Genomic DNA, 11913 nt, shown 5'->3' on the forward strand with positions numbered 1-11913 from the left:
GATACGCGCAAGTTGCCCAAAACCATCGGCTTGGCGACCGCCTCACACCCCAGGTGAGGGCTGTCCCCGCAGGCCGCGACCGCAAGGAAGTGCCTTCTCAAGATGAACCGCCTGGACTTCGTCGACCAAGCGTCGCTGCGCGACGACATCCCGGTTTTCGGCCCGGGCGACACCATCAACGTGCACGTCAAGGTCATCGAGGGCGCCAAGGAGCGCATCCAGGTGTTCAAGGGCGTGGTGATCCGCCGGCAGGGCGGCGGCGTCCGCGAGACGTTCACCGTGCGCAAGGAGAGCTACGGCGTCGGCGTCGAGCGGACCTTCCCGGTGCACTCGCCCAACATCGACCACATCGAGGTGGTGACCCGTGGCGATGTCCGCCGCGCCAAGCTGTACTACCTGCGTGAGCTCCGCGGCAAGAAGGCCAAGATCAAGGAAAAGCGCTGAGCCGGGACGGCCGGGCGGCAGTCCCGGTCGGTTTACAGCGCCACAATCTGCGCTGGCTACTCTGATCTCGTGACCGATCCCACGGACTCATCTGAGCCCCAGTCCGCCCAGTCAGAGCCGAAGGTCTCCACCCGCATCCCGGACCCGCCCGAAGGCGAGGCGCCGAAGGCTGCCGAATCGATTCCCGAGCCGGCGGACGCGCCCGACAAGGACGTGCCGGAGCGCACCAAGCGATCCGCCCTGCGGGAATTCGCGCTGCTGGCGGTGATCGCGGTGGCGCTCTATTACGTCATGCTGACCTTCGTGGCGCGGCCCTACCTGATCCCGTCGGAGTCGATGGAGCCGACGCTGCACGGGTGCGCCGGCTGCGTCGGCGACCGGATCATGGTCGACAAAGTCACCTATCGCTTCGACCCGCCGCGCCCCGGCGACGTCATCGTCTTCAAGGGACCGCCCTCCTGGAACCTCGGCTACAAGTCGATCCGGTCCAACAACACCGTGCTGCGCTGGGCACAGGACGCGCTGTCCTTCATCGGCTTCGTGCCTCCCGACGAGAACGACCTCGTCAAGCGGGTCATCGCGGTCGGGGGGCAGACGGTGCAGTGCCGCGCCGACACCGGGTTGACGGTCGACGGCAAGCCGCTCAAGGAGCCCTACCTGGACCCGGCCACCATGATGGCCGACCCGTCGGTGTACCCGTGCCTGGGTAGCGAGTTCGGGCCGGTCAACGTGCCCCAGGGGCGGCTGTGGGTGATGGGTGACAACCGGACGCACTCGGCGGACTCCCGCGCCCACTGCACCAGCGTTCCGGCCGAGGCGCTCAAGGGCGTGTTGTGCACGGGCGATCCGACGTCGGGGACCGTGCCGGTGTCCAACGTCATCGGCAAGGCGAGGTTCATCGTGTGGCCGCCGGGGCGCTGGGGTGGCGTGTCCTCGGTGAACCCGCAGCAGCACCAGTAGCCATGGCCACGACGTGGCCGCCGCGGACGGTGATCCGCAAATCGTCGGGATTGCGCACCCTGGAATCCGCGCTGTACCGCAGCGGGTTGGGCCCGGTCGCGGGCGTGGACGAAGTCGGTCGCGGCGCGTGCGCGGGCCCGCTGGTGGTGGCCGCCTGTGTGCTTGGTCCGGGTCGGTTGGAAAGCCTCGCCGCGCTCGATGATTCGAAGAAGCTGACCGAGGCCGCCCGGGAGAAGTTGTTCCCGCTGATCCGTCGCTACGCGCTGGCCTACCACGTGGTGTTCATCCCGCCGGCCGAAGTGGACCGGCGCGGCGTGCACATCGCGAACATCGAGGGCATGCGCCGCGCCGTTGCCGGCCTACCGGTGCGGCCCGGGTACGTGCTCAGCGACGGATTCCGCGTCCCCGGGCTGCCGGTGCCGTCGCTGCCGGTCATCGGGGGCGATGCGGTGGCGGCCTGCATCGCCGCGGCCAGCGTGCTGGCGAAGGTGAGCCGGGACCGGCTGATGGTCGCCATGGAGGCCGACCATCCGGGTTACGGCTTCGCCGAGCACAAGGGCTACAGCACGCCGGCGCACAGCGCGGCGCTGACGCGGCTCGGGCCCTGTCCCGAACACCGCCATTCGTTCATCAACGTGCGGCGGGTGGCCATAGGGTCACAAGGGTCGGGTGGCCGCGTGGTGGCCGAATGCAGACCGGACCTCCGCCCGCGCGCGGCGGGTATCGGTGAGGAAAGATGGGACCAGGATTCCCTGGGCGGAACGCCGGGGAAGTGTTTCTCCGAGAAGGACGTCTGAACAGATGAGTGCCGAGGATCTCGAAAAGTACGAAACCGAGATGGAGCTCTCGCTGTACCGCGAATACAAGGACATCGTCGGACAGTTCAGCTACGTCGTGGAAACCGAGCGGCGGTTCTACCTGGCCAACAGCGTCGAAATGGTGCCGCGCAACGCCGACGGCGAGGTCTATTTCGAACTGCGGCTGTCCGACGCGTGGGTGTGGGACATGTACCGGCCGGCGCGGTTCGTCAAGCAGGTGCGGGTGGTGACGTTCAAGGACGTCAACATCGAAGAGGTGGAAAAGCCCGAGCTGCGGCTGCCCGAATAGCCCGGGAGCTAGCCGCCCTCCGGGGCCTGCTTGTCGTCCGAGGACGGCAGCTCACCGCGTTTCTGGATCACCTCGCGCGCGACGTCGGCCAGCTTCATGTTCAGCGCCTGCGAATGGCGGCGCAACAGGTCGAACGCCTGCTCCTCGGTCAAGTCTTGGAGCAGCATCAGCATGCCAACCGCTTTACCGATCTCCCGGTTGCTCAGCAGTCCCCGGCGCAGGCTGCTGGCGTCCTCGCCCTTGGCGACCGCGTTGATGGCCACGCTGGCGAACGCGGCCAGCACGGCCGCACGCCCGGCCGACTCGGCGTCGAAGACGTTGGGGGTGTCGCTGAACAGATTCAGCGCGGCGCCTTTGCGCTTGTCCACCAGCAGCCGAAAGCCCATCGCCCCGCGCACCGGGGTCTCGGCCACCAGCACCTTCGCCAGGTGCGGCCACAGCGACGGTGTCCTGAGGTCGGGATCGATCTGCGGGGTTTCCTCCTCGATCGCGTCGATGCACGGCCCGTCGCCGGACCGCCGTTCCAGCTCGTCGATCTGCTGCGCCAACTGGTCGCTCGCGCCCACGGTGACGTAGCGGTCGCCGTCGCGAACCAACAGGCTGGCGTGGTCGCAGCCGCGGACCACCAGGGTCGCGGCGACGCAGATGGCCGCATACATCTGGCTGACGTCCGAGCCCTGGTAGATGATCTCGGCCAGCGCGGCGAACACCGTGCCGGGGTCAGCCGTCTCCCCGCCCGGCGTCGGCCGGTCCGCGGCCGTCGATTCGTCCACCATGTTGTGCCCCATTCCCCGCGCCATGCAGTCTGACCCCGCGTTCGATCGCCGTAGATTATCGGCTCTGCGCGCGCGCCTCACACACTGTTCGGCCCGATTGCGACGAATTGAACGCGGACGGTCGGCCCAGGGCCCGGGCGGTGAGCCTTCACGATCCGCCAGCGCCCGGCAGTGGTCCGGGTGACGTTTCCCACCCGTGGTTTCGGCGGGCCTCCGAGGGGAAAAAGCCTTGGAGTGGGAATTACCGTCGCGGTGACCGGGCCGACCGGCGAGATCGGGCTGTCGGCGGTGACGGCGCTGGAGCGCGAACCGGCCGTGGAGGCCATCATCGGGATGGCGCGCCGGCCGTTCGACCCGTCTTCGCGCGGCTGGCAGAAGACCGCCTACCAGCAGGGCGACATCCTGGACCGCGAGGCCGTCGACGCCCTGGTGGCGCAGGCCGACGTGGTGATCCACCTGGCGTTCATCATCATGGGGTCGCGGGAAGAAAGCGCCCGCATCAACCTGCAGGGCACCCGCAACGTGTTCGAGGCGACGGTCGCCAGCGAGCGGACCCGGCGGCTGGTGTACACGTCGTCGGTGGCGGCCTACGGGTATCACCGCGACAACCCCGCCCCGTTGACCGAGGACGTGCCGGCGCGAGGGTCCGAGGAGCATTACTACTCCGAGCAGAAGGCGGCGTGTGAGGCGCTGCTCGGCGAGATCACCAAGGACTCGCCGCTGGAGGTCTTCGTGTTGCGGCCGTGCATCGTCGCCGGCCCCAACGCCACCGCCTTGGCCGACGCGATGCCGTGGAACCAACTGCCCGGCCCGATGCGGGCCGTGGTCAAGGCGGTGCCGATACTCAAGCCGGTCGTCCCCGATCCGGGATACCCATTGCAGCTGGTGCACCACGACGACGTCGCGAGCGCGATCGCGTTGGCGGCCACCACGCCGGCGCCCCCCGGGGCGTACAACATCGCCGGTGACGGCGTCGTCACGGTGGCCGACGTGGCCAGGGCCCTGGGTGGCCGCCCGGTCCGGGTGCCCGCCGTAGCGGCCTCCGCGGCGTCGGCGGCGCTCTCGCGGGTGCCGCTGGTCCCGTCCATGCTGGAATGGCTGCACACCGCGCGCACGTCGATGGTCATGGACACCACCAAGGCGCGCACCCAGCTCGGCTGGCGGCCGGTTCACTCCTCGGCGGAAACGCTGACCGCGCTGGCCTCGGCGCTATGAGGCCGGGGTAGTTTTGCTGCGTGAGATCTCAGCGCTCCGCCGCGATCCCCGCCGACGGTGAGATCGCCTCGTGCGACACGTAACTGCGCGCCGGCGGGTGACGCACCTGACCGCCGGGAAGGCCGTCACCCGGCCCGACGCCCTGGTCGTCGAGGAACCGCTCGAGATCCGGGTGAACGGCGCGGCGGTCACCGTGACCATGCGCACGCCGGGGGCGGATTTCGAATTGGCGCAAGGCTTTCTGCTCACCGAGGGGATCATCGCGGGCCGCGACGACGTGCAGAGCATCCGCTATTGCGGCGGTGCCGTGGAGGGCACGAACACCTATAACGTCCTGGACATTACGTTGGCCCCGGGCGTCGCGGCGCCCACCCTCGACGTGACGAGAAACTTCTACACCACCTCCTCGTGCGGCGTCTGCGGCAAGGCGTCGCTGGATGCGGTGCGGCTGATCGGCCGCTTCGCCCCCGGGGCGGATCCCGCGACTCTCGGAGCGGCCACGCTCGAAGCCATGCCCGGCCAACTCCGTTCGGCGCAAAAGGTTTTCGACAGCACCGGCGGGCTGCACGCCGCCGCCCTCTTCGGGGTCGACGGGACCATGCTCGCGGTGCGCGAGGATGTTGGCAGGCACAACGCCGTCGACAAGGTCATCGGCTGGGCGCTGGAGCAGCGGCTGGTGCCGCTGGCCGGCTCGGTACTGCTGGTCAGTGGCCGGGCCTCCTTCGAGTTGACGCAGAAAGCCGTGCTGGCCGGGATTCCGGTGCTGGCCGCCGTGTCCGCGCCGTCGTCGTTGGCGGTGTCGTTGGCCGAGGAGTCGGGGATCACATTGGTCGGCTTCCTGCGCGAGGACTCGATGAACATCTACACCAGAGCCGACCGCATCAGCTAGACGTATTCGGCCGGTTGTGGATGAACGCGGCACTGGGGATAACCGGCCGCTGCGAACGGTTCACACGCGCCGCTGTGGCCCGCCATGTCGGGGCCGGCCCGCACAGTGGCCGCATGACGACCGAAACGACGATGACCCGGGTCCAGCTCGGCGCGCTGGGTGAGGCGCTCGCCGTGGACCACCTGACGAGGGCGGGATTACGTGTCCTGCAACGCAACTGGCGTTGCCGCTACGGCGAACTCGACGTCGTCGCCTGCGACGACGCCACCCGCACGGTGGTGTTCGTCGAGGTGAAGACCCGTACCGGCGACGGCTACGGCGGGCTGGCGTACGCGGTCACCGAGCGCAAGGTCCGCCGGTTGCGCCGCCTGGCCGGGCTCTGGCTGGCGGACCAGAACGTTCGTTGGGCGGCGCTGCGCATCGACGTGATCCGGGTGCGGATCGGGCGCCGGCGCACTCCCGAAATCACCCACCTGCAAGGGATCGGCTGATGGCGCTGGGCCGCGCGTTCTCGGTCGCCGTCCGCGGCGTGGATGGCCAGATCGTGGAGATCGAAGCCGACATCAGCTCCGGATTGCCGGGCGTTCACCTGGTGGGGTTGCCGGACGCCGCCCTGCAGGAATCCCGCGACCGGGTCCGGGCGGCGGTCACCAACTGCGGCAACGACTGGCCGCAGGCGCGGCTAACGCTCGCGCTTTCACCGGCGACGCTGCCCAAAATGGGATCCGTCTACGACATCGCCCTGGCCGCGGCCGTCCTGTCGGCGCAGCGCAAAAACCCGTGGGACCGCCTGGAGAAGACGGTTCTCCTAGGCGAACTCTCGCTGGACGGCCGAGTGCGCCCGGTGCGCGGCGTGCTGCCCGCGGTGCTGGCCGCCAAGCGCGACGGCTGGCCGGCCGTCGTCGTCCCGGTCGACAACCTGGCCGAGGCCAGCCTGGTCGACGGCATCGACGTCTGGGGAGTGCGCACGCTGAGGCAGTTGCAGAAATGGCTCAGCGGTTCCGCCGCCCTGCACGACCGGATCACCACCGCGTCCACCCCGCCCGAACCGTCGATCGATCTGTCCGATGTGGTCGGGCAGACGCAGGCGCGGTTCGCGGTGGAGGTGGCCGCCGCCGGTTCGCACCACCTCATGCTCACCGGGCCGCCGGGTGTAGGCAAAACCATGCTCGCCCAACGACTTCCGGGGCTGCTTCCGCCGCTGTCGGAGAGCGAGTCACTTGAGGTCACCGCGATCCATTCGGTGGCCGGGCTGCTGTCGGGTGAGACGCCGCTGATCACCACGCCGCCGTTCGTGGCGCCGCATCACAGCTCCACCGTGGCGGCGCTCGTCGGCGGCGGCTCGGGCATGGCGCGCCCCGGCGCGGTCAGCCGCGCGCATCGCGGGGTGCTCTTCCTCGACGAATGCGCGGAGATCAGCCTCAGCGCGCTGGAAGCCCTTCGAACCCCGTTGGAGGATGGGGAAATTCGCCTTGCCCGACGCGACGGTGTGGCCTGCTATCCGGCCCGGTTCCAGCTGGTGCTGGCGGCCAACCTGTGCCCCTGCGCGCCCGCCGAGCCGCAGGACTGCGTGTGTGCCGCCGCCGCCAAGCGCCGCTACCTCGGCAAGCTGTCCGGTCCACTGCTCGACAGAGTTGACCTGCGGGTGCAGATGCACTCGGTGCGCGCGGGCGCGTTCTCCGGCGGCGAAGCCGAGTCGACGGCGCAGGTTCGGCAGCGGGTGACCCAGGCCCGCGCGGCCGCGGCCGCGCGCTGGTCGCCGTACGGATTTCGCACCAACGCCGAGGTCAGCGGGGCGCTGTTGCGCCGGAAGTTCCGCCTCGGCAACGCGGCGATGACTCCGCTGCAAAGGGCACTGGATCGGGGGGCGCTCAGCATCCGCGGCCTGGACCGGACTTTGCGGGTCGCGTGGAGCCTGGCCGATCTGGCCGGCGGGGTGTCGCCGGGGCTCGAGGAGGTCGCGGCTGCGCTCAGCTTCCGCCAGCCGGGGGCGCAGCGATGAGGGCCGGCCGCGAATCACCAGTACGGGTTGGTCAACCAGTCGTTGTGCCCGCCGCGAACCGCTATCGCGACGGTCACCAGGATGGCGAACGCCCGGGCGAACTGCGCCATCGCGCGACCACCCTCACCGCGCTGTTCCATGTCGCGCAACGCGACGAACGCGAGGACGCCGCTCAGGATCGGGATGGGCAGGCCGCACCAGCTGACCAGGCTCAGCGCGAATGCCGCGATCGCCCAGGGGTTTGTTGGGCGGGCGGGCACCGCGAGCTGGGTCGGCGGGCAGACGATCATCGTTCACTCCCTTCGTTGCCGGCCGGGCGATGGCGAATGGGGGTCGACGACAACACATTCGCGTATGGGCCTCAACGGATCCTTGGCGAATCCTTGGAACCCGGAGCGCCCCGATGCTGACCGCGGTCGACGATCCCGTCCTGCGTGCCTGGGCATACCTGTCCCGGGTGGCCGAGCCGCCCTGCGCCGAGCTGGCCACCCTGGTCCGGTCCGTCGGCCCGGTGGAGGCGGCCGACCGGGTGCGCCGCGGTCTGGTCGACGACGTTCTCGCGCGGCACACGGAGGCGCGGCGCGAAATCGATTGTGCGGCAGCCGACCTCGAGCTGCTCGCCCATCGCGGGGGACGGTTGATCACGCCGGACGACGACGAGTGGCCGCTGCTGGCATTCGCCGCGTTCGGGAGCGCCTCGGGCAAGGCGCGCGGCGCGGCCCCGATGGTGCTGTGGGCACAGGGTCCGGCCCGGCTCGACGAGGTGGCCTACCGTGCGGCCGCCGTGGTGGGAACGCGGGCCGCGACGGCGTATGGCGAGCAGGTGGCCGAGGACTTGGCGGTCGGGCTGACGCAACGGGAGGTGGCCGTCGTCTCCGGCGGTGCGTACGGGATCGACGGCGCGGCACATCGGGCGGTGCTGAACGCCGACGGCGTCACTGTGGCGGTGCTCGCCGGGGGACTCGACATCCCGTATCCCAGCGGCCATGCGGCGCTGCTGCATCGCGTCGGCCAACACGGGCTGCTCTTCACCGAGTACCCGCCGGGCGTCCGACCCGCCCGCCACCGGTTCCTGACCCGCAACCGGCTGGTGGCCGCCGTCGCCGGGGCCGCGGTGGTGGTCGAGGCGGGGCTGCGCAGCGGCGCGGCGAACACCGCCGCGTGGGCGCGGGCGCTGGGGCGGGTGGTGGCCGCGGTGCCCGGCCCCGTGACGTCGTCGGCATCGGCCGGCTGCCACGCGCTGCTGCGCGACGGCGCCGAGCTGGTCACCCGCTCCGACCACGTCGTCGAGCTCATCGGCCGCATCGGCGAGCTGGCCGCCGAGGAACCGCGCCCGTCGACCGTGCTCGACGGGCTGAGCGACGCCGAACGCCGGGTGTACGAGGCGCTGCCGGGCCGCGGCGCCGCAACCGTCGAGCAGCTCGCGATCGCGTCGGGGCTGGCGCCCGAGCGGGTATTGGGGCCGCTGGCCATGCTCGAGCTGGCCGGGTTGGTGTGCCGTCAGGAGGGCAGGTGGCGACTTCTCCGGGCCGCGAGCGGCCAAGCAGCATCGACGCCGCGGCTCGTATAGTCGACGGGGGCCGGGCGGGGATGGGAGGACAAGTGGCGGGTCGACCTCTGCAGCGCTTCGAGGTTGTCGATACCAAGGAGCTCACACCGCACATGGTCGCGGTCGTGCTGGGCAGCAAGGACTTCGACGCCTTCGTGCCCAGCAAATTCACCGATTCCTACGTCAAGCTGGCGTTCGTCGCCGACGACGTCGATGTCGATGACCTGCCCCAGCCGTTGACCCTCGACAGCTTCGCCGGCCTGCCCCCCGAGAAGCGGCCGTCGGTCCGCACCATGACCGTGCGCCACGTCGACAGCGCCGCCCGGCAAATCACGCTGAACATCGTCACGCACGGCGAGCATGGGATCGCGGGCCAGTGGGCGGCCGCGGCGCGGCCCGGCCAGCGGATCTTCTTGATGGGCCCCGGCGGTGCCTACACGCCCGATCCGGCCGCCGATTGGCATCTGCTGGCCGGTGACGAGTCGGCGCTACCGGCCATGGCCGCGGCGCTAGAAGCGTTGCCGCCCAACGCCGTCGGCAAGGCGTTCATCGAGGTGGCGGGCCAGGAAGACGAGATTCCCCTGACCGCGCCGGAAGGCGTCGAGGTGCATTGGGTTTATCGCGGCGGCCGGGCCGATCTGGTCCCCGAGGACCGCGCCGGCGACCACGCCCCGCTGATCGAGGCGGTCACCACCACGCCGTGGCTGCCCGGGCAGGTGCACGTGTTCATCCACGGCGAGGCGCAAAGCGTCATGCACAATCTGCGGCCCTACATCCGCAAGGAGCGCGGTGTGGACGCGAAGTGGGCGTCGTCGATCTCGGGCTACTGGCGGCGCGGCCGCACCGAAGAGACCTTCCGGCAATGGAAGAAGGAACTGGCCGAGGCCGAGGCCGGCGCCTCCTAGCGGGTTCGTCGGTCCGATCGCCGGCTGGCATCCTCTACTTCCATGGCGCATTTCGGCGATTACCAGAACGAGATCTACTTCAAGGGTCTGGGCGGGGTCGCGCCCGCGCTGCCGATGGCGTTCGCGGAGCTGGAGGCCCGGGCCGAGCGGGCGATGTCGCCGTCGGTGTGGTCCTACGTCACCGGGGGCGCCGGCGACGAGCGCACCCAGCGGGCCAATCGCGAGGCGTTCGACCGCTGGGGCTTGATGCCCCGGATGTTCGTCGGCGCCGCGGAGCGTGACCTGTCGGTCGAGATGTTCGGCCTGACGCTGCCGTCGCCGGTGTTCATGGCCCCGATCGGCGTCATCGGCATCTGCGCTCAAGACGGCCACGGCGACCTGGCCACCGCGCGCGCCGCGGCGGCCACCGGCGTCCCGATGGTCGTTTCCACCCTGACCGCAGACCCGCTGGAGGACGTCGCCGCCCAGTTCGGCGACACCCCCGGCTTTTTCCAGCTGTACACGCCGAAGAACCGCGAGCTCGCCGCCAGCCTGGTGCGGCGGGCCGAGGCCGCCGGCTACAAAGCAATCATCGTCACCCTGGACACCTGGATTCCCGGCTGGCGTCCGCGCGACCTCAGCACGGCGAACTTTCCGCAGTTGCGGGGGCTGTGCCTGAGCAACTACACCAGCGACCCGGTCTTTCGCGCCGGCCTGCCGCGCCCGCCCGAGGAGGACCCGCAAGCCGCCGTGCTGCAGTGGATCACGACGTTCGGCAATCCGTTGACGTGGGACGACCTGCCCTGGCTGCGATCGCTGACCACGTTGCCGCTGATCATCAAGGGCATCTGCCATCCCGACGACGCCCGGCGCGCCAAGGACGGTGGTGTCGACGGCATCTACTGCTCGACCCACGGCGGACGCCAGGCCAACGGCGGCCTGCCCGCGCTGGACTGCCTGCCGGGGGTGGTCGAGGCGGCCGACGGGCTGCCGGTGCTGTTCGATTCCGGCATCCGCAACGGTGCCGACATCGTCAAGGCGCTGGCGCTGGGCGCGACCGCGGTGGGCGTCGGTCGTCCATATGCCTACGGTCTGGCGCTGGGCGGCGTCGACGGCGTCGTGCACGTGCTGCGTTCGCTGCTGGCCGAAGCGGACCTGATCATGGCCGTCGACGGCTATCCGACACTGAAAGATCTCACCCCGGACACGCTTCGGCGCGTCGACTGATTCGAGTCCCGGCGGCCTGCGAACGTGGCAGGCGTGGAGGCCATCCTCGAGGAATTCGACGAGTACCTGGAACTGCAATGCCTGCGTTCCGCGCATACTCGTCGCGCATATCTGGGTGACTTGCGCTCGTTGTTCACTTTCCTCGACGACCGCGGAGCCGGGCTGAAGGATCTGAGCCTGCCGCTCTTGCGCTCATGGTTGGCGTCCGGGGCCACGGCCGGCGCGGCCCGCACGACGCTGGCCCGCCGCACGTCGGCGGTCAAGGCGTTCACCGCGTGGGCCGCGCGGCGCGGGCTGCTGGCCGGGGACCCCGCGGCGCGGCTGCAGGTGCCCAAGGCGCACCGCACGCTGCCGGCGGTCCTGCGCCAAGACCAGGCGCTCGACGCGATGGCCGCCGCGAAATCCGGTGCCCAACAAGGGGATCCGATGGCCTTGCGGGACCGGCTGATCGTCGAGATGCTGTACGCCACCGGAATCCGGGTGAGCGAGCTGTGCGGCCTGGACATCGATGACGTGGACACCCGCTATCGGCTGGTCCGGGTGCTCGGCAAGGGCAACAAGCAACGCACCGTGCCGTTCGGGATGCCGGCCGCCGAGGCGCTGCGCGCCTGGCTCGACGAGGGACGCCCCGCTCTGGTGACCGCCGAGTCCGGCCCGGCCCTGCTGCTGGGGGCGCGGGGCCGGCGGCTCGACGTGCGTCAGGCCCGCACCGTGGTGCACCAGACGGTCGCCGCGGTGGACGGCGCCCCCGACATGGGCCCGCACGGGCTTCGGCACAGCGCGGCGACACACCTGCTGGAAGGGGGGGCCGACCTGCGGGTGGTGCAGGAGCTGCTCGGCCATTCCAGCCTGGCGACCAC

General features: G+C 70.4%; 14 protein-coding genes. 12 read left to right on the forward strand and 2 right to left on the reverse strand.

Annotated elements, in window-relative coordinates; genetic code table 11:
• Positions 1–102 precede the first annotated feature (102 nt).
• From rplS to BRW65_RS26050, 4 genes are all read left to right on the forward strand, one after another.
• Positions 103–444, forward strand: coding sequence for a 50S ribosomal protein L19 (rplS, locus tag BRW65_RS26035; protein ID WP_055403251.1), 342 nt, complete (start codon positions 103–105; stop codon positions 442–444).
• Positions 445–513: 69 nt separating this feature from the next.
• Entirely contained in the window at positions 514–1404 is an 891-nt protein-coding gene (lepB, locus tag BRW65_RS26040) for a signal peptidase I (protein WP_073879596.1), read from the forward strand.
• A 2-nt stretch (positions 1405–1406) separates the two neighbouring features.
• A complete protein-coding gene (locus BRW65_RS26045; RefSeq protein WP_244168211.1) occupies positions 1407–2201 on the forward strand; it encodes a ribonuclease HII in 795 nt (264 codons plus the stop codon).
• A 4-nt stretch (positions 2202–2205) separates the two neighbouring features.
• The gene (locus BRW65_RS26050; protein ID WP_007171389.1) at positions 2206–2511 is read left to right on the forward strand and encodes a DUF2469 domain-containing protein; all 306 of its coding nucleotides are present in this window, start codon (positions 2206–2208) and stop codon (positions 2509–2511) included.
• 8 nt (positions 2512–2519) lie between these two features.
• Here the strand turns inward: BRW65_RS26050 and BRW65_RS26055 are convergent, their stop codons facing one another.
• Positions 2520–3287 carry a GAF and ANTAR domain-containing protein gene (locus tag BRW65_RS26055; protein ID WP_073879624.1) on the reverse strand — a complete coding sequence of 256 codons (768 nt, stop codon included), beginning with the start codon at positions 3285–3287 and terminating at the stop codon, positions 2520–2522.
• Between the two features lie 234 nt (positions 3288–3521).
• On the opposite strand from BRW65_RS26055, the gene BRW65_RS26060 reads away from it, so the two are divergent.
• The 4 genes from BRW65_RS26060 to BRW65_RS26075 all read left to right on the forward strand — a co-directional run bounded on the left by BRW65_RS26060 (position 3522) and on the right by BRW65_RS26075 (position 7393).
• Complete coding sequence (locus BRW65_RS26060; protein ID WP_073879598.1) at positions 3522–4502, forward strand: SDR family oxidoreductase; 981 nt, start codon at positions 3522–3524, stop codon at positions 4500–4502.
• A 70-nt stretch (positions 4503–4572) separates the two neighbouring features.
• Positions 4573–5391: a formate dehydrogenase accessory sulfurtransferase FdhD gene (fdhD, locus tag BRW65_RS26065; RefSeq protein ID WP_073879600.1), complete on the forward strand. Its 819-nt coding sequence runs from the start codon at positions 4573–4575 to the stop codon at positions 5389–5391.
• A 113-nt stretch (positions 5392–5504) separates the two neighbouring features.
• Complete coding sequence (locus BRW65_RS26070; protein ID WP_073879626.1) at positions 5505–5882, forward strand: YraN family protein; 378 nt, start codon at positions 5505–5507, stop codon at positions 5880–5882.
• The gene (locus tag BRW65_RS26075; RefSeq protein WP_073879602.1) at positions 5882–7393 is read left to right on the forward strand and encodes a YifB family Mg chelatase-like AAA ATPase; all 1512 of its coding nucleotides are present in this window, start codon (positions 5882–5884) and stop codon (positions 7391–7393) included. The genes BRW65_RS26070 and BRW65_RS26075 overlap by 1 nt, the downstream gene beginning before the upstream one ends.
• Positions 7394–7407: 14 nt before the next feature.
• Here the strand turns inward: BRW65_RS26075 and BRW65_RS26080 are convergent, their stop codons facing one another.
• Positions 7408–7683: a DUF4190 domain-containing protein gene (locus tag BRW65_RS26080; protein WP_073879604.1), complete on the reverse strand. Its 276-nt coding sequence runs from the start codon at positions 7681–7683 to the stop codon at positions 7408–7410.
• Positions 7684–7796: 113 nt separating this feature from the next.
• Here BRW65_RS26080 and dprA point away from each other — a divergent pair, with 113 nt between their 5' ends.
• The 4 genes from dprA to BRW65_RS26100 form a co-directional block, all read left to right on the forward strand.
• Positions 7797–8963 carry a DNA-processing protein DprA gene (gene dprA / locus BRW65_RS26085; protein ID WP_073879606.1) on the forward strand — a complete coding sequence of 389 codons (1167 nt, stop codon included), beginning with the start codon at positions 7797–7799 and terminating at the stop codon, positions 8961–8963.
• Between the two features lie 32 nt (positions 8964–8995).
• Complete coding sequence (locus BRW65_RS26090; RefSeq protein ID WP_073879608.1) at positions 8996–9847, forward strand: siderophore-interacting protein; 852 nt, start codon at positions 8996–8998, stop codon at positions 9845–9847.
• Between the two features lie 42 nt (positions 9848–9889).
• Complete coding sequence (locus BRW65_RS26095) at positions 9890–11053, forward strand: lactate 2-monooxygenase (protein ID WP_073879610.1); 1164 nt, start codon at positions 9890–9892, stop codon at positions 11051–11053.
• Between the two features lie 33 nt (positions 11054–11086).
• Positions 11087–11913 (forward strand): tyrosine recombinase XerC (locus BRW65_RS26100; protein WP_073879612.1); only part of this gene is annotated, 827 nt, incomplete at its 3' end.

Source organism: Mycobacterium paraffinicum (assembly GCF_001907675.1).
GTDB lineage: Bacteria > Actinomycetota > Actinomycetes > Mycobacteriales > Mycobacteriaceae > Mycobacterium > Mycobacterium paraffinicum_A.

Bases quoted from the DNA above. Each gene is read 5' to 3' on its own strand.
- rplS (WP_055403251.1), top strand. From the start codon at position 103: ATGAACCGCCTGGACTTCGTCGACCAAGCGTCGCTGCGCGACGACATC.
- BRW65_RS26045 (WP_244168211.1), top strand. From the start codon at position 1,407: ATGGCCACGACGTGGCCGCCGCGGACGGTGATCCGCAAATCGTCGGGA.
- BRW65_RS26050 (WP_007171389.1), top strand. From the start codon at position 2,206: ATGAGTGCCGAGGATCTCGAAAAGTACGAAACCGAGATGGAGCTCTCG.
- BRW65_RS26055 (WP_073879624.1), bottom strand. From the start codon at position 3,287: ATGGTGGACGAATCGACGGCCGCGGACCGGCCGACGCCGGGCGGGGAG.
- BRW65_RS26070 (WP_073879626.1), top strand. From the start codon at position 5,505: ATGACGACCGAAACGACGATGACCCGGGTCCAGCTCGGCGCGCTGGGT.
- BRW65_RS26075 (WP_073879602.1), top strand. From the start codon at position 5,882: ATGGCGCTGGGCCGCGCGTTCTCGGTCGCCGTCCGCGGCGTGGATGGC.
- BRW65_RS26080 (WP_073879604.1), bottom strand. From the start codon at position 7,683: ATGATCGTCTGCCCGCCGACCCAGCTCGCGGTGCCCGCCCGCCCAACA.
- dprA (WP_073879606.1), top strand. From the start codon at position 7,797: ATGCTGACCGCGGTCGACGATCCCGTCCTGCGTGCCTGGGCATACCTG.
- BRW65_RS26095 (WP_073879610.1), top strand. From the start codon at position 9,890: ATGGCGCATTTCGGCGATTACCAGAACGAGATCTACTTCAAGGGTCTG.